At 52.2% G+C, this 23,812-nt stretch carries 20 protein-coding genes; 1 reads left to right on the forward strand and 19 read right to left on the reverse strand.

The genetic code is table 11. The features are described 5' to 3' along the window. Positions 1–11 precede the first annotated feature (11 nt). Both CF651_RS01140 and CF651_RS01145 read right to left on the reverse strand, forming a co-directional pair. Positions 12–1,715, reverse strand: coding sequence for a glycoside hydrolase family 13 protein (locus tag CF651_RS01140; RefSeq protein WP_094013004.1), 1,704 nt, complete (start codon positions 1,713–1,715; stop codon positions 12–14). A 330-nt stretch (positions 1,716–2,045) separates the two neighbouring features. Continuing rightward, positions 2,046–2,492: a winged helix-turn-helix transcriptional regulator gene (locus tag CF651_RS01145; RefSeq protein ID WP_094013005.1), complete on the reverse strand. Its 447-nt coding sequence runs from the start codon at positions 2,490–2,492 to the stop codon at positions 2,046–2,048. A gap of 129 nt (positions 2,493–2,621) precedes the next feature. Between CF651_RS01145 and CF651_RS01150 the strand changes: the two genes are divergently transcribed. After that, positions 2,622–3,095 (forward strand): SRPBCC family protein, encoded by a 474-nt coding sequence (locus CF651_RS01150; RefSeq protein WP_094013006.1) that lies wholly within the window; start codon positions 2,622–2,624, stop codon positions 3,093–3,095. 242 nt (positions 3,096–3,337) lie between these two features. Here the strand turns inward: CF651_RS01150 and codA are convergent, their stop codons facing one another. The 17 genes from codA to pucD all read right to left on the reverse strand — a co-directional run bounded on the left by codA (position 3,338) and on the right by pucD (position 23,809). Continuing rightward, the gene (gene codA, locus CF651_RS01155; protein ID WP_094013007.1) at positions 3,338–4,603 is read right to left on the reverse strand and encodes a cytosine deaminase; all 1,266 of its coding nucleotides are present in this window, start codon (positions 4,601–4,603) and stop codon (positions 3,338–3,340) included. 48 nt (positions 4,604–4,651) lie between these two features. Beyond that, positions 4,652–5,713, reverse strand: a complete 1,062-nt coding sequence (locus CF651_RS01160) for an ABC transporter substrate-binding protein (protein ID WP_094013008.1) — start codon at positions 5,711–5,713, stop codon at positions 4,652–4,654. 30 nt (positions 5,714–5,743) lie between these two features. After that, on the reverse strand, positions 5,744–7,108 hold the full coding sequence (locus CF651_RS01165) for an amidohydrolase family protein (RefSeq protein WP_245855587.1): 1,365 nt from the start codon (positions 7,106–7,108) through the stop codon (positions 5,744–5,746). A 415-nt stretch (positions 7,109–7,523) separates the two neighbouring features. Further along, the gene (locus tag CF651_RS01170) at positions 7,524–8,351 is read right to left on the reverse strand and encodes an ABC transporter permease (RefSeq protein WP_245855663.1); all 828 of its coding nucleotides are present in this window, start codon (positions 8,349–8,351) and stop codon (positions 7,524–7,526) included. 96 nt (positions 8,352–8,447) lie between these two features. Further along, positions 8,448–9,776, reverse strand: a complete 1,329-nt coding sequence (locus tag CF651_RS01175; RefSeq protein ID WP_094013010.1) for an FAD-binding oxidoreductase — start codon at positions 9,774–9,776, stop codon at positions 8,448–8,450. Between the two features lie 53 nt (positions 9,777–9,829). After that, positions 9,830–10,567: an ABC transporter ATP-binding protein gene (locus CF651_RS01180; RefSeq protein ID WP_245855664.1), complete on the reverse strand. Its 738-nt coding sequence runs from the start codon at positions 10,565–10,567 to the stop codon at positions 9,830–9,832. 113 nt (positions 10,568–10,680) lie between these two features. Continuing rightward, entirely contained in the window at positions 10,681–11,505 is an 825-nt protein-coding gene (locus CF651_RS01185) for a creatininase family protein (RefSeq protein WP_094013012.1), read from the reverse strand. Positions 11,506–11,742: 237 nt separating this feature from the next. Next, positions 11,743–12,723, reverse strand: a complete 981-nt coding sequence (locus CF651_RS01190) for an aromatic ring-hydroxylating oxygenase subunit alpha (protein ID WP_094013013.1) — start codon at positions 12,721–12,723, stop codon at positions 11,743–11,745. Between the two features lie 22 nt (positions 12,724–12,745). Next, positions 12,746–13,888 carry a BMP family ABC transporter substrate-binding protein gene (locus CF651_RS01195; RefSeq protein WP_094013014.1) on the reverse strand — a complete coding sequence of 381 codons (1,143 nt, stop codon included), beginning with the start codon at positions 13,886–13,888 and terminating at the stop codon, positions 12,746–12,748. A 111-nt stretch (positions 13,889–13,999) separates the two neighbouring features. Then, entirely contained in the window at positions 14,000–14,929 is a 930-nt protein-coding gene (locus CF651_RS01200) for an ABC transporter permease (RefSeq protein ID WP_094013015.1), read from the reverse strand. Positions 14,930–14,938: 9 nt separating this feature from the next. After that, on the reverse strand, positions 14,939–16,048 hold the full coding sequence (locus CF651_RS01205) for an ABC transporter permease (RefSeq protein ID WP_094013016.1): 1,110 nt from the start codon (positions 16,046–16,048) through the stop codon (positions 14,939–14,941). After that, positions 16,045–17,577, reverse strand: coding sequence for an ABC transporter ATP-binding protein (locus tag CF651_RS01210; protein WP_342746537.1), 1,533 nt, complete (start codon positions 17,575–17,577; stop codon positions 16,045–16,047). The genes CF651_RS01205 and CF651_RS01210 overlap by 4 nt, the downstream gene beginning before the upstream one ends. A gap of 295 nt (positions 17,578–17,872) precedes the next feature. After that, a complete protein-coding gene (gene wrbA, locus CF651_RS01215; protein ID WP_094013017.1) occupies positions 17,873–18,568 on the reverse strand; it encodes an NAD(P)H:quinone oxidoreductase in 696 nt (231 codons plus the stop codon). A 157-nt stretch (positions 18,569–18,725) separates the two neighbouring features. After that, positions 18,726–19,820: an ABC transporter substrate-binding protein gene (locus CF651_RS01220; protein ID WP_094013018.1), complete on the reverse strand. Its 1,095-nt coding sequence runs from the start codon at positions 19,818–19,820 to the stop codon at positions 18,726–18,728. A 66-nt stretch (positions 19,821–19,886) separates the two neighbouring features. Then, positions 19,887–20,993, reverse strand: coding sequence for an ABC transporter substrate-binding protein (locus CF651_RS01225; protein WP_245855588.1), 1,107 nt, complete (start codon positions 20,991–20,993; stop codon positions 19,887–19,889). Positions 20,994–21,014: 21 nt separating this feature from the next. Beyond that, positions 21,015–21,515 carry a (2Fe-2S)-binding protein gene (locus CF651_RS01230; RefSeq protein ID WP_094013019.1) on the reverse strand — a complete coding sequence of 167 codons (501 nt, stop codon included), beginning with the start codon at positions 21,513–21,515 and terminating at the stop codon, positions 21,015–21,017. Further along, on the reverse strand, positions 21,512–23,809 hold the full coding sequence (gene pucD, locus CF651_RS01235; protein WP_094013020.1) for a xanthine dehydrogenase subunit D: 2,298 nt from the start codon (positions 23,807–23,809) through the stop codon (positions 21,512–21,514). Before pucD ends, CF651_RS01230 begins: the two co-directional genes overlap by 4 nt. Positions 23,810–23,812: the final 3 nt, after the last annotated feature.

Below are 23,812 nucleotides of genomic sequence, written 5' to 3' on the forward strand. Positions count from 1 at the left end.
TCCTCATCCTTTTAAGGCCGAAGAGCATATACTCTTGCTTCATAGGGGCGCAGTGCGATGCTTTGGCCCCATGCACCGGATTCCGCGTCATAATTCCCCAGCAATAGCTCCGGGGTGCCGGTCAGCAGCTCTTCCGGCAAGCGGATGGTACATACGTGCTCGGAGAAGCTGCACAGGATCAGCATTTGCTCCCCATCCAAGCTTCTTACATAGGCGTACACATTCTCATCCTCAGGGAGCACCAGATCATAGGAGCCAGCAACGAGAATCTCCCTTTCTTTACGAAGGCGAATCAGTTTCTTGTAATAGTTCAGTATGGAATTCGGGTCCTCCAGCTGGCCTGCAACGTGAATCAACGGATAGTTCGGATTCACCTGCATCCACGGCTCGTGAGTAGAGAAGCCGGCATGAGGCGCATCACTCCATTGCATTGGCGTCCGGCTGTTATCGCGGCCTTGATGATAAATGGCTTCCATCGCCTCTGCATGGCTCAGGCCGTTCGACCGGGCTTCACGGTAATAGTTTTTGATCTCGACATCCCGATACTCTTCCACGGTAGGAAATTTCACATTAGTCATACCGATCTCTTGCCCTTGATAAATATAGGGCGTTCCTTGCATCAGCATGAACAAGGTTGCCAGCATTTTGGCGGATTCGACCCTGTACTTCCCATCGTTCGCAAAGCGGGATACAGAGCGGGGCACATCATGATTTTCCAGGAACAAAGCGTTCCAGCCGCGCCCTTCCAGCCCTTTTTGCCAATCGGTCAAAATCGCTTTCAGCTCGGAAAGCTTCCAGTCCGCACGGTAATCCCATTTGCCTCCCGGCCCATGATCGACCGACATATGCTCGAACTGGAAAATCATATTAAAAATACCCTGCTTCTCTCCAACATAGTCCTCCGCCTGCTCGATCGTAACCCCATTGGCCTCGCCAACTGTCATAATATCGTACTTCGCAAAGGTCTCTTGATGCAGCTCCCGCAAATAATCCAAAATCCCTTCCCGATTGCGGTGCCCGTCCCAGGAGGCGACATACCGCTTCTTATCCGGATTCGGCAAATCAGGCAGCTGGGCCAGCTTCTTAATGTGCGTAATCGCGTCAACGCGGAAGCCGTCGATTCCTTTATCCAGCCACCAATTGACCATTTCATACAGCTTGCGTCGAACCTCTGCATGCTCCCAGTTCAAATCAGGCTGCTTGGTGGAAAACAAGTGCATATAGTACTCATCGGTTGCCGGATCGTATTCCCAGGCGGAACCGCCGAAAATCGATTCCCAGTTGTTCGGCTCCTCTCCCCCGCGACCCGAACGCCAAATATAATAGTCCCGCTTCGGATTCGTCTTGGAGGAACGCGATTCGATGAACCACGGGTGCTCATCCGACGTATGGTTGATAACCAGGTCCATAATGATTTTGATGCCTCTTTGGTGTGCAGCTGCAAGCAGCTCGTCGAACTGCTCCATCGTACCAAACTCGTCCAGAATGGCGCAATAATCACTTATATCATAGCCGTTATCGTCATTAGGGGATTGATAAATCGGGCAAATCCAGATCACGTCGATTCCCAGATCCTTCAGGTAATCCAGCTTGGAAAGAATGCCCGGCAGGTCCCCGATGCCATCGCCGTTGCCATCCATAAAGCTTCTCGGGTAAATTTGGTAGACGACACTTTGCTTCCACCAAGATCTCTCGCTGATTATTTGTGTATTCATGTGGCTTTTCTCCCATCCTAACCTTCTCTTGGTCCATTGTAAGCTCGATCGGAACATCGGAACAACGCAGGATATTGAACAAAAAGGTGTTCTTTATTGCTCTAATCGGATGGTTCAAGTATCGCCTTGGCTAACCGATTCTAACCCAGCACGTAAACAACGCAGGAGGCAACAAGGTAAAAGGCTTCGCCGTCTTGGGCGGTTATAACAAGTCAATCGCGATACTATCACAGGCTAGGGGCTGTCCCTAAAAGTAACTTCAACTAGTCATTTGGACAGATTCGATGTTTGGAAAAGATAATAATTGGAATGCAAAAGGAGCTAAGCGGATTATACTTGCTTAGCTCCTTTGCTTTTGGCATCAGGTTGTGTAACATCGTCGAAATTCTGCAAAAGCCGCCGTTCCAGACCTTTTTCGTTTGATTTTAGTTCTTGCATAATCGGAATGTCCATATCGGTATTGGGGTTGTATTTAAGGCCCCAGTGCATAACGGCAAATACGACCGGAAACAGATCAAGTGCTTTTTGCGTTGGTCGGTACATCGTTTGTGCGCGACTTGAAGTGCCTTCTATTTTGACAAGAAGACCTGCATCCGTGAGTGATTGGAGTCGTGCGCTCAAAATATTGGTTGCTATGCCCTCGCGTGAAGCAAGAAACTCGCGGTAATGCCGCTTGTTATGGATAAGGACATCGCGAAGTATGATGAGGCTCCATGGATCGCCCCATATGTCGAGTGCATATACGATCGGACAAACTGTGTGGACTCGTTTTTTCATGAGTAAATTATACTATTCATACTTGCATCTCGCAAGTTGACATATCCGTTCTATCTATACTTGCATTTTGCAAGTATAGACTTTATACTAAGAGTGCCTATTACCAAATATTGAGAGGAGATAGCTTGCATGAATCAAAATTACACCACTACCTTTAATGTGGACCAGAGCCCGGACGAGGTCTTCGCCGCCATCAATAACGTCCGAGGATGGTGGTCGGAAGATATTGAAGGCAGAACCGACGAACTTGGCCAATTCAAGCACCACTACCAGGACATTCACCGCTGCACCATCGCAATCACCGAACTTATTCCAGGTATGAAGGTTGTTTGGCACGTTATGGATAACTACTTCAACTTCGTAACGGACAAGAGCGAGTGGAAGGATACCGACATTGTCTTTGAAATCGCCAAGAAGGACGGCACAACAGAAGTTCGCTTTACGCACGTAGGTCTAGTCCCATCATACGAATGCTACAGCGTCTGCACGGACTCCTGGGGCACCTATATCAACGGCAGCCTGCGCAGCTTGATTACGGAGGGTAAGGGCCAGCCCAATCAGAGCGAGCGAATTGCAAATAAACACGGCTTAGAAAATTCTTAGAAAGACATCCCATATGCGCGCCCCCGGCCCAACATCCCTCTAACCCGAAACCCAAATGTGGGATTAAAAGCTAGCTGATTGGGTATGTACTCTTCAATCGACTTCAGTCGAACTGGGGGTTTTCTTATATAATAAATAGGCCAGCCCGATGACACAGGCTGACCTGACGATTACAGTTAAGTATGACTCCACGAAGCTGGGCCATTGCTTTGCTTTGGCGGAAAATCCGGCTTGCATGAGGTTCAAATGGATTCGAGCACAGACCACGGCCGATGAAACAAGGTGGTCACAGGCTCCGTCTCCGCCAGCACCTCGCCGCGGTAGATGACATAACGGCAGTGCGGCTGGAGCCGGAGCAGGTCTGCCGGCTCGGTTACCGGATAAATCACCATACTCCCCGGTTTCCCGACCTCGATTCCATAGTCCCCATCAATTCCCAATGTTCTGGCCGCACGGAGGGTCACCATGCGAACCATTTCTTCAAGCTCTTCTCTTCCCGTCATATGCGCCAAATGCAGCGCCATATGGGCGGCCTGCATCATATTCGCACTGCCAAGCGGATAAAACGGTGTTTGAATATCGTCATGGGCTATGCTCACATTTACCCCGGCCTGCCAAAACTCCTTGATCCGGGCAATTCCTCTTCCTCTTGGATACGTATCGAAACGCCCCTGCATTGCACTGTTGATTAACGGGCAGGCCACGATATGAATGCCGGAACGGGCAACGAGGCCAAGCAGCTTTTGAAAGTAGGCTTCGTTATAGTAAGCCGTTGCGCTCACATGGCTCGCCGTCACCCGATGCCTTAGTCCGGTCTTGATCGCCATCTGCGCAACGACCTCTAGAAAGCGGGAATGCTCATCATCCAGCTCGTCGCAGAAGACGTGCACCTGTTTATCGTATCGTTTGGCCAAATCGAAGCAAATTTTCAGCGATTCCACTCCTGCCTCGCGCGTCGGCTCACAGTGCGGAATGGCGCCAATGCCATCGGCTCCCAGACGAATCGCCTCTTCCAGTCGGGCCTGATTGTCGGGGCAAGCGACAAGTCCGTCCTGAGGAAACGCGATGACCTGCAACGTCATATAAGGCGCTACCCGTTCGCGTACCTCGAGCAGCGCACGTAGGGCGGTCAGCAACGGATCGGAAATATCCGCCTGCGACCGAACAAACAGGATCCCCTGCTTCATCTGGCTTTCAATGACGCGCATCGCTCTGGCAAGGACATCCTCCCTGCTTAACGCAGCTTTGCGTTCCTGCCAAATGCCGATACCTTCAAACAGGGTCCCGCTTTCATTCCAGCGCGGTGTACCAGCGGTAAGAACCGTATCCAGATGAATGTGCGATTCCACTAGCGGCGGCAGCACCAATTGTCCTGACGCTTCAATCACTTGCCGGGCGACCGCATGGGTCAAATCGCCGATATGCGCGATGCTGCCTTTTTGAATGCCAATGTCCACAGGAGCTTCTTGGGAGAGAAGCTTGGCCTGGCGAATCAGTAGGTCGAACATAGTTGACTCCTCCCCCAAACGTTATTATTAACGGCCATGACGGCAGTGTTATTTCTTCGGAATGAAATCCGTATTGAATACTTTGGTGACATCGATTTCCGATTTCAGTAAACCGATTTCAACCAGCTGCTTCATTAGCGATTCCCAGCGGTTCTTCGTCATGTAGCCCACACCCTTCGTGGCTGCATCGTCTCCATAGACAAAGGGGCTCATAGCCTTAGCGCTAAATTCCATCTTGTCCAATGGGGTATCAGGGTTCTTCTCTTTAATAAATTCGTTAATTTCTTGGTAGTTGTCCTTGTAATAATCCCAGCCCTTGATGGTGGCTTCGACGTATGCTTTGACCACTTCCGGATGCTCCTTGATCATTTTCTCCGTTGTAAACAGCACATTTCCGTACGGTGAATAGCCGGAATCGGCATTCAACAAATAGTCCGTCTCCACGCCTTGCTGTTTCAACGCAAACGGCTCCGAGGTCACATAGCTTTGGGTTACTGAGGTAGGATCGCTAATAAAATTCGCCAACTGCCCGGTATATTTGAGCTCTTCCACTTTATCGAGCTTATAAGCTTTCTTGATATATTCCCAATAGGCTACGCCGCTGCCGACATATACTTTACGCCCGTTCAGATCGGAAAAGCCTTTGATCGCCTGACCTTTATGGAACAACAAGGCCTGCGGATTTTTTTGGAATATCGCCATGACGGCGACGAGCGGTATGCCGTTCTGGCGGGCAAACAAGATTTCATCACCCTGCCCCATCCCGAAGTCCGCTTTGCCCGAGGCTACGATTTGAGTCGCCGAAATGCCCGGTCCACCGGGTTGAATGGTCATATCCAGCCCTGCATCCTTATAAAAGCCCTTCTTCAACGCTGCATATTGACCGCCATGCTCCGGCTGTGCGAACCAGTTCGTCACCTGGGTGACGGCCACGACTTTTTTCTCTGCAGTCTTCGCTTGCTCGGCAGCCGGTGCAGCCCCTCCAGCAGCGGGCTTCTCAGTCGAAGCAGAGGTACCGCAGCCTGCGAGAACGAGTGAACATAGAGCGGTTACGGTGATCATACGATGGGCAGAACGTCGAATTGCCGATTTGTTTAAAAGATGCTTCATTGTTGGTTCCTCCCATGAGTATGAAATAGATTATTTGAGCAATAAAACGGAGTCATCCCATAGTGCGGTTAGCTCCGGGCTTCCCCAGCTGCTGTCCTGTCTTGCTCCATGCAGCCATTTCCCTGACTTGTAGACCCAGCGCCCAACCGGCTGTTCCGTGAACATGCGCTCCGCGGATTGAGCGTCTACAATAACAAAATCGATCGGCTTGCCGATACCCACGCCGTAATTTCGGAGCCCCAGAACTGAGGCCGGGATCTCGGTAATCATCCTCAGCAGCGTCTGCTGATCCGCAGCGCTCCCCATATGAGCGGAGTAGGCTGTAATTAACGCAATCTGGAGCAGATCCCCCCGACCGAACGGATGAAACGGATCCTGGATATTATCCGATGCCGTCGCAAGCCGTATGCCGGCTTCCAGCAGTTCTCTTATCCGGGTAGCTCCGCGGCGAACGAGTCCCCGGTCTCCCCGGCCTTGTAAATACAGGTTGACCGCGGGCAGGGTAACCGCCCCGAGATCGGCCTTCGCCATCAAGGCGATAGCTTGATCCGCTTTTTCTTGGGAAAGTGCGGATAATGAGCATAGGTGATCAACCGTTACACGTCCCTGATAGTCATGGCGAATCGTCTGCTCCGCTATGTAGGAGACGGTATGCACCTGTGGATCGTCGCTCTCATCAGTGTGAAGATCCAACGGCAATCCATACTTCAGCGCAAGTCCGAATATCCCGTCAATGTCCTGGAAGGGCGTTTCCGACAGATGGGGAGCTCCTCCGACGCCGTCTACGCCGAGCCGGATCGCTTCTTCTACTGCGTCCAGCTCCATAGGCGTGATGCCTGTGAAAGGAACCATCGGAAACAGCTGCAGGTCAACCACACCGCTCAGCATTTCTTTGGCTTCAAGCGCGGCATGCATCGTTCGGAAGGCGACTTCCTTCCCCGCTTTCAGGTTAAAGTCCAGATGCGTACGAATCGTCGTCGTCCCATAGGACAGAGCGGACATTGCGGATTTGATGATCCTCCGTTTGATCTCCTCCTGCGTAAACTTAGGTGACATGGCTTTGTAGTTTTGGATCGCTTCAAGGAGCGTCCCGGATACATTGCCTACCTGCGGGAGCGAGAAGGCTTTATCCAGATGCATGTGGGCGTCCACCAACCCGGGCAGCAGCAGCTTTCCCTGCAAATCCAGTCGAAGCTCCTGTGAGGTTAGGCCCGGTAATCTTCCTTGCTTCGCGAAGCTATCCAAGGTTTGAAATCCCGGCAGGTTCATGACGCCCTGCTGCGGTTCCATGGAGATCCATGTCCCCTTATCCCCCTTCAGCTCGAAGAGACGTGTCGGATCGGATAGCGGCAGCGCCACATTAATGAAATGAAGTGCAGGTTTCGATATCGCCAAATGGTGTCACTCCTTAAAAGTTTTCTGAAGGAAAACTTGCTTCGTAAGCATGCGCTTTGAGTTTTCTGAAGGAAAACTTGCTTCGTAAGCAAACCGCTTAAGTCCTCTGAATAAATGGACCGCTCCACGGGCGGATCATTCTTCTGATCGCTGTTGTCTCCGGATTTCTTGAATGTTATACAATGTTGAAATCCGTAGACAAAGGCGAACGCTATCGCTTCTCCAGAACGATTCCGCCCACTCCGTTGCTTATTCTCCGGTCACAAAACTTGCTTCGGATGGTCCGCCGGCCATGGGCAAAACGAAAGAGCGGCGTACGCGAAGAAGGCTCGGTCTTTTGTACAAGTCCGCTTCTACTGTATACCGCCCTCCCCTGATGTCGTATGATGTTCACTTCGTCCCTACCCGAAGATATTTAATTTTCTGTACGCATTTCTGATTCGTGCCAGGAGCTAAGCATCCACTTGGAGAATGCATTGACCAAGAGGAAGAAAGCAATCCCCAATACGGAGGCCGATAAGCCGCAAGCGAACAAGTAAGGCGTTTGCAGTCTCGAAGCCGCAACCGTGATCGCATAGCCGAGTCCGCCCTTCCCTCCGCCAATACCTGCAATGTACTCGCCGACGATGGCACCGATAACAGCCAGAGTACACGAAATTTTCAGACCTGCCACAATATACGGAAGAGCTGCCGGTATTCTCAGCCTCCACATCGTTTGAAACCGGTTCGCATTGTACAAGTAGAACAGGTTTTTCATATTGTGATCCGTGGAATTAAGCCCGATTAACGTGTTGGACAGCATCGGGAAAAATCCGATCAAAAAGGCAATAATCACGATTGCGTTCATACCCGCACCGAACCAAATGACAATGATGGGAGCAATTGCGACAATCGGAATGGTTTGCAGGATGACCGCGTAAGGGTACACGCTTTTCTCAATCACTTTGGAACTGGCGAGCAGCACCGCCCCGCACACACCCATAATAATACTGAAGATAAAGCCCAGCACAGCCTCGGAGATCGTTGTAAAAACGGATACCATCAAGCCGTGGCCATTCTCAATGCCCGCCTTCACAATATCCGAAGGCTTCGGCAAAATGTAAGGCGGGATATCCATTCCCCTTACAATCAGCTCCCACCCGCCGATAAATACGAAGAAAGCAACGACCGGTGGCAGTACTTGCAGAAGCCATTTGATCGGGTTAAAAGAGGATTGAGCCCGTTCGGGCGAAGCTTTGACCATCCTTGGCTTGCTGCCCGGGTGGGGCGCATACATTTCCTCAGACACAGGAGCGGTCAATTGACTTTTGTCGATAGCCATAGGTATGTCTCCCTTCCATCATGATTGCTGATTCATTTTGCCGGGATTGAGCAGTCCTAGCGGATCGTTCTCCCGTTTCCTTTTACTCATGCCGCCGAATTCGCCCCGGCCGCCGTCATTTAATACCCAAGTATGCGGATCGAATATTTTGATGCCATTGGATTCAAAAAACTCGATAATCTCATACAACCGTTCCTCTGTCGTGAAGCGGACAATAGGCAATGCATTCGGTGTAACGACACCTCCGTTGCGGGCCCATTCAAAATGCAGCAGCACCTCATCGCCGAACGTATCCTTGACCAGCTTAATCTGCTCCATAAACAGTACCGGTGAAAATCCGGCTTGCAAATACGTAATGGTCGGATCTGTTTTGAGGCCCCACAATGTAGTATGATTCCACGAGAAGTCGGACAACCCGATCGTCTTCCGGTACTGTGAGGGGCTGATGATATGGCCAACGCTTCCGTTGTGGCTTGCAGCATGCGCTTCGATCGCATCAAGTGTTCCGTCGACCGTTTCCAGCAGCACGGCGGCAGCGCCTTCCTTCAAATGTTTGACGATGGGCAGAAAATACGAAGGAATCGGCCATTCCACTGGACAAACGAGCCGTTTACGAACCGAATCATCCTTGGACAAAGCTTCCGCAAAAAGCATCGCATCCTCGAACCGGTCGAATTGAACGACCGTTTGCATCCACTCATTGCGGGAAGATATCGGAATTTTCAATTCGGTCACAATCCCGTTCGTTCCGTAGTTATGAATGTAATTCAACAGATCAGGCCCGGTGACCACCAATCTGCGCGGCTGTTCTTCCATCGTCATGACTACGGCTTCCAGCACGTTGCCGTCCCACAAATTGCCCCAGGTAATCGACCCGATGCCGCCGGACCCGCCGCAGACAAAACCGCCGACGGTTGCTTTCATGAACGTGCTTGGATAGATACGAAGCTCCTGCCCCTGCTCCCGCAAATGCTTTTCCAATGCACCAAGGCGCACCCCGCACTGCACGCGGGCATAGCCGTCGCCCACCTCTACGATCGAGTCCAGCTTGCTGAGATCCAGCACAATTCCGCCGAACAGCGGCACAGCTTGCCCGTAGTTGCCTGTTCCGGCTCCTCGTACAGTTACCGGCAGCTTATGCTTGTAGGCAAAAGCTAAAGCTTTGGCGACGTCCTCCTCATTCAGCGGAACGACAATGCCGTCTGCAACCTTCTCCTTCAACTGCCGGTCCAGAACCGGAGAATACCAGAAGTAATCTTTAGACAGCTTATCCCGCGACTCACGATCCAGCAGCACTTGGGTCTCCCCAAGCACATCCAGCATTTCTTTCTCCCAACCAATAGCCATATGATCACTTCCTTCTAAGTTTTCTGTAGGGAAATCGGCAGCGTCAGCTGATATTAATGTTTAAGCGCCCCGGAGACGTAACGGACAAGCTCACTGAATCCGGTCGTCGTTCTGAACGTTTCATCCCTTGGAAATGGCTCGGGAATTTCGATGGTTGCAGATACTTTCCCGGGTCTCGGCGTCATCACAATGACCCGAGTCGACAAGAACACCGCTTCAAACACATTATGTGTAACGAACAGCACCGTCATTTTTTGATCCTGCTGCCAAATGCTCAACAGCTCATCCTGCAGCGTTTGGCGTGTAATTTCATCCAAGGCACCGAACGGCTCATCCATGAGCAGCAGCTTAGGCCGGGAAACGAGCGCACGGGCGATAGATACACGCATCTTCATCCCGCCGGAGAGCTGTCTCGGCAAAGCTTTCATATAATCTTTCAAGCCAACAAGCTCCAGCACCCTTGCGGCTTCCTCTCTTTGCGTTTTTTTAGGTACTCCGCGAAGCTCCAGCGGCAGCATCACATTATCTTGAACGCTGCACCAGGGAAGCAGTGTGTGGTCCTGGAAAACGAAGGCAATCTCACTTTGTTTTCTCGCTTCCTTCGGCGTCATGCCCATAATATCCAACGTCCCGCCCGTCGGGGCGCCGAGGCCTGCGATCATTTTGAAAATCGTCGATTTCCCGCATCCCGACGGACCTACGAAGCTGAGAAACTCGCCTTCGGAAATGTCCAGATTCACGTCCTGCAGGGCAATGGTACCGTTCCCGTACACTTTTCCGAGGTGCTCCATCTTCACCAAGAGCTTACCTTGACCGGGATCGAAGACTGCTGGTTCATGACTGCCGCTCACTGCTTGATTGTCGATTTTCACTTGCATAGGCCATTCACCGCCTCTAATTTATTTTAAGTTAATGCCGTGCTTTTCTGTGCCCGCAAGCTGGTCATATCGAAAGCAGCCATTTCAAGCATAGCCTCCGCCAACAGCTTCCCGCCCAGCATCAGCATGGCGTTCCCTTTATCCGGTGTCGCTAGGGTAGCATCCCCTGCAATGCCGGTTTCGGAAATATCATCCGTAATCCAGGCAAAGGCTTTGCTTTTGAGCTGCAAGAAGCTCGATTTCGGAAAATTCGGCATCTCCTTCGGTGCCAGCGTATCGTTCACCCAAGTGCGCTGCAGCGCCATGACGACGGAGGTTTCCGTGTCGCCTGCATGAATGCCTACCCGCTTCTCCTCTTCCGTGATCATGCCTTCGCCGAGCTGGAGCGCTCCGGGATCCAACCGGAAAACATCCATGCCGGTCGCAATCCGTATTTCCCTGGCCATCATGTTCAGTAAATCGCTGTTGCCGCCATGCGTGTTAAACAACAGCAGCTTGCGGAAGCCGCTTCGTTTAAGACTGGAGCTGATATCCGTCAGGACGGCCATCAATGTCGTCGCCGATAAAGAGATGGTACCCGCATGATTCAAATGCTCGTTGCTTTTGCCAAAAGGCAGCGGCGGGAGCAGCCAGACCGGCGCATCGTCCGGCAGCTGCTCGAACGCCTCGGTCAGGAAGCCTTCGCCAATTAATGTATCTGTAAACACCGGCATATGCGGACCGTGCTGCTCGACCGCTCCGACAGGAAGAACGACAAGTGCGCTTTCTTTCGGAATTGCTTTCGTTTCTAATGTAGTAAGACGAGGAAGAAAATGACGATCCCATGCTTTTCCTGAATATCTTGATTTCATTGAGGACACCTCCGTTTGCTTGATCTCATTGTAAAAGGAATCATGACTCCATTCAATTTATATGTAATGTAATTGTCATATATCATAACACAAGGAAATGATTTTGTGCTCGACGCACGTAAGGATCTGAATTTTAATGTTATATATAATGACATTCTTCTTTCGGATTCCATTATTCTCCATAAAAAGAGCCGGGATCCTAAGATCCGCGGCTCACTCGATTTTTTCACCATCCGGTCATTCCGTCCCAAATGTAACGCCCCATTCGCGAAGCTTTTTGCGATATGCGATACTGATCCGGTCGCATTTCAGATGCAGCTCCGCCTGCAAATCCAGCGGGAGCAGCTCCGGCTTCTGATTCTCCAGCATCAATCGATCCTGCTCGATCAGCTTATCTTGGAACCGGATGAAGAGCTCATCCGCCTCATCCAGCATATAATTGCGCTCGCTCACCATGAAGGCTGTACTCATGTTATTCGCTTCCGGCAGCACCGCCAAGTAAAGACGCATAAATTCCGAGCTATCCCGGCTCCTCTTCGTGAAAGCTGCGCAAAACGGGCTGAACACCTCATAAACATAATGGCTGTACACCCCCCGCCCCGTACCGTCCGGGTCCGGCTGATACACGACAATTTCGTCCGAACGAAGAACCCCGTTAACCTCATGCACATGATAATCTTCAATTTCAGGAAATGCGCTGTCCCCCAACAACCCTTCATGAACAAACATAAAATGGGAAACATCGAGGAAGTTTTCAATAACCCTGGGACCTGCAGCCTGCAAGGTATAAGGCCCCATAGCAATTTCTTTATGCCCCGACTCCAGCGGTTGATCAATGAGCGGATGTCGTCCCTCCTCCGGTTCGCCGAGACTGACCCAAAGAATCCCCCGTGCTTCCTTGCATTCGTATGCGAACGCATGGGCCTTGGACGGAATCGATTGGCTTGCGGATAGTGACGGAATGCGGGTACACTGCCCACACCCGTTGTACCGCCATCCGTGGTAAGCGCAAACCAGCTCATCGCCATCCACTCTGCCAAGGGATAAAGGCACGCCCCGATGGATGCACAAATCTTTAAAGGCGTGTACCCCGTTCGATGTACGGAAAACGACGACTTTTTCACCAAGCACATCCACAGCCACAGGCTGATCCCCTAACGCATCGGAGCGCATGACCGGATGCCACTCCTTCAGCAAAGCCATATCCCGAACCAGCATGCCTCCATCTCCCCTCTCCCGATTATTTTGGAACCGTCCCCTTGATCCCTTGGACAAACCAGTTCATATTCAAAATATCTTCATCCGACATTTTCTTGCCTTCATCAAACCTTTTCTTGCCTTCTTGATCGACAATCGGCCCTTGGAACACATCAAAGGCTCCGCTCATGATGTCAGCTCTTTTCTTTTCTACCAACTCCTTAACCTCTTGCGGCACATTTTTACCGAAAGGGGCCGTTGTCGTAATCCCTTCCTTCATGCTGCCGAAATACGCCGATCCCGGTTTCCAGGTACCCTCCATAATTTCCTTGACAACCTGTACGTAGTACGGACCCCAATTCCATTTCGGGTTGGAGATGTAGAAGTCCGGCGCATATTTCCCCATATCCGAGTCATTGCCGATCCCCCATACCTTTCTTTCCGCTGCCGCTTGAATGCCTGCAGGCGAATCCTGGTAGGCCGCAAGGACATCCACCCCTTTGTCAAGCAAGCTGACCGCCGCCTGTCTCTCCGTGGCCGGGTCGAACCAGGTGTTACTCCACACGACGGAGACATCGATATTCGGATTCACGCTTTGCGCCCCCAAAGTGAAAGCATTGATCGTATAAATCACTTCCGGTATCGGAAAAGCACCGACGTAGCCGAGGTGATTATTTTTGGTCATTTTCCCGGCGGCCATCCCGACGAGATAGGCGCTTTGATATTCCCGCCCCATATAGGTCCCCAGATTAGGCGCCGTCTTGTAACCCGTTGCGTGGAGGAACGTCACCTTCGGATATTTTTGCGCCACACTAACCATCGCATCCATATACCCGAAGCTGGTGCCGAATACGATGTCATTCTTTTGCGCCAATTCTTCGAATACCCGGGCTGCATCCGCTCCCTCAGGCACATTTTCCACGATCGTCGCCTTAATTCCAAGCTCCTTCTCCAGCATCAAGCGTCCTTGATCGTGCTCGTAGGTCCAGCCTCCATCCCCGGCAACACCGAGGTACACGAATGCTACACGCGGCAGCTTCTTCTCCGCAGGCTTTGCCCCTTCCGGCTTCGTCTCCGCTTTCTCGGCAGTAGCCGGTGCAGAGCTGCTTGGTTTCGCGGATTCCTGAGAACATGCCGTAACAAAAGCCAGCAAAAAGACAATCAAGGATAACATGATTTTTTTCATATGGATTATTCCCCTCTCTTTGTACGAACCTTGCCTTCCTCGGAACCTGCTGCAGCGTGCCATCGACCGACTAGAAAGAACTCACCTCCCGCTTATGATCAGAGCATAGGGTCACGCTCTTTTCTCCCTGTCGTAAGGAATGCCGAGAGCCGCCGGCTCCCCGGTAGGCTTCCCGCGGTTCCGCCACCCTTCGAGCATAAGCACCGCGATCGTGATCACATAAGGGATCATTTTCAGAAAATAAGACGGGATCGATTGCTCCAGCAGTTGAATCCGGAACCCCAGCGCATCCAAACCTCCGAACAAATACGCACATAATAGCGCCCGAAGCGGGTTCCATCTGGCGAAGATGACCAGCGCTACGGCAATCCATCCCCGGCCTGCCGTCATATTCTCGATCCAACTCGGCGTGTAGGCCAGAATAAGATAAGCCCCGGCCAAGCCCATCAGCATGGAGCCCGCAATCACGTACAAATAACGTGCCCCCGTCACCGACAATCCCATGGAATCGGCCGTTGCCGGGTTTTCGCCGATGGCTTTTAATTGAAGCCCCCAAGAGGTACGGGTCATATAAACGTGCAGCGCAACAGCCAGCACAAGGCTGAACCAGATCAGCACATCCAAATGGGAAAATACCCTGCCAAACAGCGGTATGACCTCCAGCCAAGGCAGATCCAGCTTGGGCACCGCTCCGTTGACGGGTCTTCCTGCGAATGGCTTACCGATATAGGCGCTGAGGCCTGTGCCGAACAATGTCATCGCCAGACCGGAAATCACCTGATTCACGCCCAACGTGACGGTTAAGAAAGCATGCAGCAAACCAAGTGCTGCACTGACCGCAAGCGCAGCCGCCAAAGCCGGCAGCAGACTGCCCGTTTGTATATACACCGAGCAGGCACTGACCGCGCCCATGAGCATGATCCCCTCTGTTCCCAGATGTATGATCCCGCTGCGTTCCGATAAAATGCCGCCCAGCACAGCAAACAATAGCGGGGTACCTGCCGTAACGGCCGCAATCAACAGCATCGTATAAAACTCCATCAGGACCGTTCACCTCCTGCGTTCCAATCGATAACGGATAACTTTCTCTCCTCCAATAAGGAAAAACAATACAGCCCCCTGAATCATCATCGACATGGATGACGGAAGTCCCAGCGATTGCACACTGTAGCCTCCCACAATCATGCCGCCGAAGAGTACCGACGATAAAATTATCCCGAATGGATTCAGCTTTCCCAAGCAAGCCACGATGATGGCCGTATAGCCATATCCGGGGGAGATGCCGTACATCAACCGGTGAGCCACTCCCGATACTTCGCTCATGCCTGCAACTCCAGCCAGCCCTCCGCTAATCAGCATCACCAGCAAAATATGCTTGCGAATCGGAATCCCTGCGTACCGAGCGGCATGAGGATTGGCGCCGAGCAGCTTCCATTCGTACCCCCAGCGGCTGCGGTATAGCAAATAAGCCAGTATCCCTACCGCTATCAATGCGTACACGAGGCCGAGATGCACCCGGGTTCCCATAAAGCTCAGCAGCTGCTGCCCCGGCTTAAACATCGGCGTACCCGGAAAATTAAACCCTTTCGGATCTTTCCACGGTCCGAATACAAAATAGTCCAGCAACGAGAGCGCGATATAATTCAGCATTAATGAGCCGATCAGCTCATTAACCTGGAAGTATACCTTCGGCACCGCCGTACACAACGCCCATACCGCTCCCGCTAACGCCCCGGCCAGCAGCATAACCGGGATGGACCATACCGTCGGAAGACCGGGAAAATAGATCGTTACTGCCGTTGCCGCTATCGCCCCGACGATGAACTGGCCTTCGGCCCCAATATTCCATACATTCATGCGGTATGCAACAGCTACTCCCAAGCCGCATAACAGCAGCGGAATCGATTTGACGATCGTCTCGCTCCAGCCATACCTCGAGCCGAAAGCCCCTTGAAACATGGCAGTGTACACCGCAGCCGGATTTTTGCCATTCAGCGCAATAAACAACCCGCAAAACAGCAAGGCCAGCACAACCGAACCGACGGGCACCCACCAAGGGGTCCGCAAAACCTCCCGCTTGACCACCCGGTATGGCAGCAGGCCGCTTCTCGGCTCGACCGGATGCGATGGAGCTACCCCCGTTAACAGCTTTTCTTTCATCGAATCCCCCTTTCTGCAGAAGAGATCCCGGCCATCAGCAGGCCGATTCGCTCCACATCGACCTCATCCGCAGCAAATTCGCCTACGATCTGGCCCCCATAGATGACAAGAATGCGATCCGATAGCTCGATGAGCTCATCCAGATCCTCAGAGATCAGCAGCACACCGCTGCCCTTGTCCTTAAGCTCCATCAGCATATGATGCACCGATTGCGAAGCCCCGATATCCAATCCTTGCGTAGGATGCACCGCAATCATCAGTCTCGGATTCTGCGATATTTCTCTTGCGAACACCAGCTTCTGCTGGTTGCCGCCGGACAGCTGCTGAACTGGCGCCAACGGCCCGGGTGTCGACACTTGAAATTGGGCGATCATTTCTTCCGTCCATTGTTTGTTACTGCGGGTGCGCATCGCTCCCCAACGGCTCCTTTCCGTTGTCCGATACGACTTTAACAACAGATTCTCGACACTGCCAAGGCTGCCGGCCAGCGCTGTTTTCAACCGGTGCTCAGGCACATGGGCAATGCCGAGATCAATGCGCTTGCGGATGGAGGCTTCCTGCAGGCTTTGCCCTAAATAGTCAATCGAACCCCCTTGCTGCGGCCTGAGTCCCGTCAGCACCTCAGCAAGCTCCTTTTGCCCATTGCCGGCTACACCGGCGATACCGACGATTTCCCCGGCGCATATCTTGAAATTCACCTGATGTAACGCCAGTTGACCATGATCCCCTCTTGCACTCATCCGCTCCACCGTCAAAATCGGTTCCCCGGCTTCCTGCCGGGCCGCCCTCATCGGAGTACTCATTTCTTTATCCACCATAAGTCCTGCCAGTTCATGCACATTCGTATCAGTGATGGCCATCGTTCGAATCATTTTCCCTTTACGCATAACGGAAATCCGGTCCGCCGATGCCATGACCTCTTTCAATTTGTGCGTGGACACGACAATCGTTGCTCCCTGCTCCTTCATTCGCTTCAAGGTAGCATAGAGCTGCTCGGCTTCCGCCGGAGTCAGCACGGACGTCGGTTCATCCAAAAGCACGATATCCGCACCACGGTACAGTGTCTTCAAGATTTCCAGCCGCTGCTGCTCGCCAACGGACATTTGCCACACTTGGCGTTCCAGCACTACCTCCAGGCCGTATGTCGCCGCGATAGCTTCGATCTGCTCCCGCTTCGCTTTCATCCAGGCCCTACCCTGCCAAAGCCTCGTCTTTTCGGCCAAAATGAGATTTTCCAAAGCGCTCATCGTTGGCACCAGGCGAAATTGCTGGTACACAACCCCAATCCCCAGCGCCATGGAAGTCTTGGGAGACCCCAGCCTTTCCAGCTGTCCGCGAATCCGGATTTCTCCGCTGTCCGCGCGGTACAGCCCTGACAAAATACTCATCACCGTACTCTTCCCCGCTCCGTTCTCGCCAAGGAGGGCGTGTATTTCCCCTGATCTCGCACTAAAATCCACATGATCGTTGGCGAGCACCGACCCAAATCTTTTGACGATTTGCTTCATCTCTACCGTAGGGTTCGACACCGCACCATCCCCTCCATTCTATTGACCCCGCGTTGGCGCCCCGGCAGCTGTACTGTTTTGGTACAACGCGGGTTGCGAATCGGTTGTTATCACTCAACATACAAGGATGTGATTAATATGTAAATTATTCTCACATCCATTTTGTAGTAAAATATAGTTTCTCGCTTAATTATTGTGCTCATTGCACGAAAGCATCTTTTAGTGTGGATAATCATTACATCCAACTGACAAAAAATAAAGAATCCGCAGCATCAAGACTGCAGATTCCCGTTTGTAACAACAACATATCCAAAGCTCATCTCAAAGGCATGGCCCGCAAGGCCGCAGCTACCTTCGCCACCCGCTCACCTAATCGGGAGACCATGATTAATTCCCTTTCATCCGGCGTTCTCGAGCTATCCGGCCCGGCAAGCGTTGAGGCCCCATACGGAGAGCAGCCAATAGCATCCGCCGTCAAATATTCAGGGTTCTCCGTGTAGGGCAACCCGACATAGATCATTCCGAAATGCAGCAGCGGAACAATGGAGGTCAACAGTGTAGCCTCATGCCCCGTATGGATCGAGCCTGTACTCGTGAATACACCGCACGGCTTTCCTTCCAGTTCACCTTGCGAGCACAGCTCGCCTGCAAATTCGAGAAACAGCTTCACTTGGGACGGCATCATACCGTAATACGTCGGAAATCCCCAGACAATCCCGTCCGCCCATCGCAAATCATCATTCGTGGCTACAGGGATATCGCTTTGCTGCTCCAACGCCGTTTCATATTTCTGAAAGCGTGCCGCCACATTAAATTTCCCGGAAAGCTTGAGTGCAACATCCGGCAGCTTGCGATCGAGCAAAGCTACGCGATTCGATGGAGATTCCATCTCTGGAATACGGACGACCCGTGCCTCGCAGCCCTTCAGCCGTTCAGCGCCGCTCACTGCGCCCTGAGCCATTCGGTATACGTGCCCGAATGCACTGTAATAAATGATAAGCACTTTCGTCATTCACTCTGACCTCCCGGTTTATACCCTGCTGTGCCCTGTATCGCTTACCTTCGACGGAAGGGGGAAAGGCGACGGCTGCGGACGGACGGCTTATGCGAATTACGCTTTGCCACCACCCCGCCTGCCTGTCCCCAATTCCCCATTGTTCAAGGTCAGGTTATTTTTTGGGCAGAAACTCGGTTGTAAACACTTTGGAAACATCCTCTTCCGTTTTCAATACGCCAATCTCGGACAACTGCTTCATCAGCGTGCTCCAGCGCTCCTTCGTCATTGTACCGACGCCGCTTTTGACCGCATCGCCGCCGTATACTAGCTCCGCTTGCTTTTCAGCCCCGAATTTCATCGCGTCCAAAGTCATATCCGGATTGCTTTCTTTAATTTTGGGATTGACTTCATCCGCATGATCCTTGTAATACTCCCAACCCTTTATAGAAGCTTCAACAAATGCCTTGACTTGATCCGGATGCTCCTTAATCATCTTCTCCGTCGTAAACAGAACGTTAGCGTACGGATTGTAGCCGGAGTCCGCGTTCAGCAGCATTTCCGTATCATATCCCTGCTGTTTCAGCGAGTAAGGCTCCGCCGTAATGTAGCCTTGGGTCACCGCTGTCGGGTCGTTAATAAAGTTGACCAGTTGACCGGTATATTTCATATCCTGAACTTTGTCCAGGTTGTATTTCTTCTTAATAAATTCCCAATATCCCGCCGCCGATGCCACATACACTTTCCGGCCGTTCAAATCAGCGAAATCTTTAATCTGCTGTCCTTTATGGAAAATCAGCCCTTGGGGATTTTTCTGAAATGCCGCAGCAACAGCCACGAGTGGAATGCCTTGCTGGCGCGCAATAATCAGATCATCTCCCTGAATCATGCCGAATTGCGCTTTGCCGGATGCTACGATTTGCGCAGCCGATACTTGAGGTCCCCCGGGCATAATGGTCATATCGAAGCCGGCATCCTTATAATAACCTTTCATCAATGCGGCATATTGCCCGCCATGCTCCGGTTCCGCGAACCAGTTCGTCACCTGGGTTACGGCAACCGTCTTTTTCTCCTCTGGTACTTTAGACTTTTCAGCATTGGCGGCAGGTGCGGCAGCTGCCGGGGCACTCGGCGAAGCGGAAGCATCCTTCACCGGCTCTTTGGCGCCACAGGCCACAAGACCCGACGCCAATGCAGCAGCACACAACGATAATACAAACGAACGACTCCAAAGAGCAGTTTTCAAGGCAACAGTCGATTTCTTCTTCATACAACGACCTCCATTAGTTTGTTTGTTGTATTTCAGCACCCGCTAGCAACTATCCGCAGCATATTTCTATTTTTTAGGCAAAAAGTCCGTTGTAAACAATGTTTTAACATCCGGCTTTTTATCAAGCATTCCGATTTGCACCAGCTGATCACTCAACTGACTCCACCGCTCCTCCGTCATATACCCGACACCTTTCGTCACTGCATCGCCGCCAAAAATAAAGTCGCGCTGCATCTGCTCTCCGAAATTTAATTCCTCGATCGACAGCTTCGGATTTTTCTCCAGAATGTAAGCATTCAGCTCACTAACATGGTCTTTATAATAATACCAGCCCTTTACAGTGCCTCCGATAAAAGCTTTCACCGCATCCGGGTGCTCCTTCAAATATTTCTCCGTTGTATAAATGACTGCCCCGTAAGGCTTATAACCGGCATCCGCAACCAGCAGAGTATTCACTTCAACCCCCTGCTGCTTCAGCGCAAAAGGTTCGCCCGAGACAAAACCTTGACTGACCGATTTCTTATCATTAATAAAGTTTACATGCTGTCCCGTATACGCCACTTCTTTCGCTTGATCCAGCTTGAACTGCTTTTTCAAAAATTCCCAATAAGGCTGCCCCTGCTGTATGAAAACCTGCCGGCCGTTTACGTCGGCAAAGGTCTTGATCGGTTCATCCTTATGGAACATCAGCATTTGCGGACTGATTTGGAAGGTTGTAGCCAATGCAACAATCGGAATCCCCTGTTTACGTGCAAGGATGAGCTGATCCGCATGAGCAATGCCAAATTCGGCTTTACCGGATGCAACGATTTGTATCGAAGAAACTTGTGGACCGCCCTGCTCGATCGTCACATCCAATCCGGCATCCTTGTAATAATTCAACTTCTCCGCCGCATACAATCCGCCGTGCTCATGCTTGGCGAACCAGTTGAGCACGACCTTCACAGCCTCCGGCTTCTTCGATTCCGTAGGCTTGGCTGAAGCTGAATTGGTGGTTTCTGCAGGCTTAGTTGGAGTCTCGGTTGAACTCGTTTTTGCCGCTCCTCCGCAAGCAGTCACGAGACACATAGCCATCAGCAGTGCGGTGGTCCCCAAGCCCTTCCAGCCTGTAAGCCCGACTCCCTTCCTCTTTGTCACAAACAAGCTCGATTTCCCCTTATTTTTCCCTAGCATCCGATCGCCCTCCCCTTCTATCTACGCGTTTTCTTTATCCAGCAAGCTTCTTTTCTGTATCGCCCGTTCTACAGAGCGATATATCCCCCCGTACCCGGTACAGCGGCACAAGTTGCCCGACAGCCCTTCCTCGATCTGCTCTCTGCTTGGATTCGGGTATTCTTCCAGCAAGCCCATCACCGACATAATCATGCCTGGCGTACAGTAGCCGCATTGAAAGCCTCCCTCTTCCAGAAAGGCACATTGAATCGGATCCTTTTCTTCAGCCCCCACTCCCTCGATGGTAACAATGCGCTTGCCGGAGCATTGATAAGCCATGGTTAGGCAAGCATTGTACGGCTTCCCGTTAATGTGCACCATGCAGGAGCCGCAGCGTCCCATTTCACATGAGATTTTGGTCCCCGTTAACTGCAGATCCTCTCGCAAAATATCGATCAGACGGCGCGCCGGAGCAACTGTTAATTTTTCCTCCTTCCCATTAATTTGACAGCGGAGAACAAAAGCCGGAGCATGCATCGTCATAAGCTGCCCTCTCCCTTCGTCCAATCCACAACCTCGATCAATTGCGAGGAATCGATCGGTAAACGGGTTATCCACTTGCCTACAGCATGATGAATCGCCGAACAAATGGCAGGGGCCGGTCCGATGGTCCCGATTTCCCCTACGCCGCGCGGCCCGTAAATATCTTCCAAAGGCAGCTCGTCGATGGCCTCTACTTGGATATGGGCGGGTACGTCACGAATCGTAGGGATCAGATACGTATCCAAATTTTTGGTGAGATAATGACCTTCTTGCATGACGGCATCCTCTGACAATGTAAAGCCTAACGCCATGGAATTCCCACCCTCGATTTGCCCAATATAGCCCATCGGATTGACCACCGGTCCGGCCGCCACCACATGATGTTGATCTATAACCCTTACTTTCCCGGTCAACGTATTCACCTCGACCTCCACCGCTACAGCCGAATAGGTGTAAAGATAATGACCGCCCGTCACGGCATCCGGGGTAATCGGAAAATGAAACTGGGTTTGGGCCATCATCCCATGCGTCCCCTGTTCTGCAATTTGCAAATAGGTCAGCACCGGCTCATCAGATCCATTCTGATGTTCAAGCTGCGATTTCTGCCAGACACCCCCCGGCCCGGTGCAAAGCTGCTCTGGCGGGATACCCGTCAGCTCCGAAGCTCTTGCAAGCAGTTTCCCAAGGAAAACCGGCACCAATCGGTTAAGCGAATGCCACAGCATACTGGTCACCCGGGAAGCAGTGCTTGAACCACTGGAAGGAACCAGATCCGTGTCTCCGATGACCAGTCTCAGATCCCCTGCCTCGCAATGAAAATGCTCCAATAGCATAATTTCCAATGTCGCCAGCACACCCTGACCGAATTCCTCATACCCGAATGCCGCTTCGATTTTCCCTTCACGGTTAAGCAGCAGTCTGCCTCCGGCAGGATCGGGAATGCCGAAGCCAAGACCCGAGCCATGCATGACCAATGCCGCGCCGATACCGCGCCGAAGCCAAGGCTCACCTGTATTCGAGGAAAGCGCGCTGCGTCTCTCCCAAATCGGCGAACGTTCTAAAGCCTCCCATACCTGTACCGCACCGTCCGTAGGAACAATGCGTTGACCCATCGGACCGGCATCGCAGGCACCACGAACGTTGATCCTGCGAAGCCGCCAGGGGTCCATTCCAGCCGCTTCAGCCAGCCGGTCCAGCTGGCCCTCAAGCGCATAAATCGCCTGATTGCCGCCAAAGCCGCGAAATTCCCCCGACACTCCGTTATTGGTATACACCGACACACCTTCTACATCGGTATGCACAATGAGGTATGGTCCCAACACATGCTCGGCACAAAAGTTGAGTACCGCAGGACCGAGTGTTGCATAAGCCCCGGTATCCGCCACAATCCGTACCTGGTGCGCGATCAGCTTGCCTTGATCGTCGATGCCGGTGCGCATCGTAATTTTCATCGGATGCCGCTTTAATCCCGCCCGGACCGATTCCCATCGGGATTGGTGCATTTTGACCGGCTTCCCGGTTTTCAACGCAAGCAGGGCTCCGTAAGGCTGAACATTCAATTCATCCTTCCCTCCGAAGGAGCCGCCGATCGGACTCGAGACGACGCGTATTTGCGAGTCCGGCACTGCCAGAATGCGCCCCAGCTGCATCCTGTCTTTGAAGCCGTGCTGTGTCGGCGCGTAAACCGTTAACCGCCCCTCTTCTTCCGGTACGAACAACCCGCCCTCCGTTTCCATGTAGGCATGCATTTGTCTTGGCGTGTAGTAGGTTTCCTCAACAACATGGGCACACCTTGCAAATCCTTCCTTCACATCGCCTCGTTTGTATGCTGAACGGTGAAGCACATTGCCTCCCGGATGAAGCCTTGGAGCATTCGGCAGCAGCGCCGCTTCCGGATCATCCACGACCTGCAGCGGCTCGTAATCCACTTCAATGAGCGTAAGCGCCAGCTCCGCAAGCTCCTCTGTCTCCGCAGCCACCGCTGCAACCGCATCTCCAACATAGCGGACATGATCCTCACAGAGCACAGGCTGATCCGGGATGGCGATCCCGAACCGATTCATACCCGGCACATCCAAGTGCGTAATCACCGCCCGTACTCCAGGCAGCCGCTCGGCACGTTCCGTACGAATCGCCAAGATCCACGCGTGCGGATGCGGACTGCGGAGTACTTTGCCGTACAGCATGCCTTCCATTTGCATATCGGTCAAATATTTCAGGGCTCCCGTCACTTTATCCGGCCCGTCCGGACGCAGATGCCAGCGTGCGCCGCTCGATTGTTTCGTAAGCAGCATAAG

The sequence above is a fragment of the Paenibacillus rigui genome (assembly GCF_002234615.1).
GTDB lineage: Bacteria > Bacillota > Bacilli > Paenibacillales > NBRC-103111 > Paenibacillus_S > Paenibacillus_S rigui.

What these genes read in the sequence shown, in the direction of transcription:
- CF651_RS01145 (WP_094013005.1), bottom strand. Translation starts at nt 2,492, where the DNA reads ATGAAAAAACGAGTCCACACAGTTTGTCCGATCGTATATGCACTCGAC.
- CF651_RS01175 (WP_094013010.1), bottom strand. Translation starts at nt 9,776, where the DNA reads ATGGCTATTGGTTGGGAGAAAGAAATGCTGGATGTGCTTGGGGAGACC.
- CF651_RS01185 (WP_094013012.1), bottom strand. Translation starts at nt 11,505, where the DNA reads ATGAAATCAAGATATTCAGGAAAAGCATGGGATCGTCATTTTCTTCCT.
- CF651_RS01140 (WP_094013004.1), bottom strand. Translation starts at nt 1,715, where the DNA reads ATGAATACACAAATAATCAGCGAGAGATCTTGGTGGAAGCAAAGTGTC.
- wrbA (WP_094013017.1), bottom strand. Translation starts at nt 18,568, where the DNA reads ATGACGAAAGTGCTTATCATTTATTACAGTGCATTCGGGCACGTATAC.
- CF651_RS01220 (WP_094013018.1), bottom strand. Translation starts at nt 19,820, where the DNA reads ATGAAGAAGAAATCGACTGTTGCCTTGAAAACTGCTCTTTGGAGTCGT.
- CF651_RS01200 (WP_094013015.1), bottom strand. Translation starts at nt 14,929, where the DNA reads ATGGAGTTTTATACGATGCTGTTGATTGCGGCCGTTACGGCAGGTACC.
- CF651_RS01205 (WP_094013016.1), bottom strand. Translation starts at nt 16,048, where the DNA reads ATGAAAGAAAAGCTGTTAACGGGGGTAGCTCCATCGCATCCGGTCGAG.
- CF651_RS01230 (WP_094013019.1), bottom strand. Translation starts at nt 21,515, where the DNA reads ATGACGATGCATGCTCCGGCTTTTGTTCTCCGCTGTCAAATTAATGGG.
- CF651_RS01190 (WP_094013013.1), bottom strand. Translation starts at nt 12,723, where the DNA reads ATGCTGGTTCGGGATATGGCTTTGCTGAAGGAGTGGCATCCGGTCATG.
- CF651_RS01150 (WP_094013006.1), top strand. Translation starts at nt 2,622, where the DNA reads ATGAATCAAAATTACACCACTACCTTTAATGTGGACCAGAGCCCGGAC.
- CF651_RS01160 (WP_094013008.1), bottom strand. Translation starts at nt 5,713, where the DNA reads ATGAAGCATCTTTTAAACAAATCGGCAATTCGACGTTCTGCCCATCGT.
- CF651_RS01225 (WP_245855588.1), bottom strand. Translation starts at nt 20,993, where the DNA reads ATGCTAGGGAAAAATAAGGGGAAATCGAGCTTGTTTGTGACAAAGAGG.
- CF651_RS01180 (WP_245855664.1), bottom strand. Translation starts at nt 10,567, where the DNA reads ATGGAGCACCTCGGAAAAGTGTACGGGAACGGTACCATTGCCCTGCAG.
- pucD (WP_094013020.1), bottom strand. Translation starts at nt 23,809, where the DNA reads ATGCTGCTTACGAAACAATCGAGCGGCGCACGCTGGCATCTGCGTCCG.
- codA (WP_094013007.1), bottom strand. Translation starts at nt 4,603, where the DNA reads ATGTTCGACCTACTGATTCGCCAGGCCAAGCTTCTCTCCCAAGAAGCT.
- CF651_RS01170 (WP_245855663.1), bottom strand. Translation starts at nt 8,351, where the DNA reads ATGGTCAAAGCTTCGCCCGAACGGGCTCAATCCTCTTTTAACCCGATC.
- CF651_RS01195 (WP_094013014.1), bottom strand. Translation starts at nt 13,888, where the DNA reads ATGAAAAAAATCATGTTATCCTTGATTGTCTTTTTGCTGGCTTTTGTT.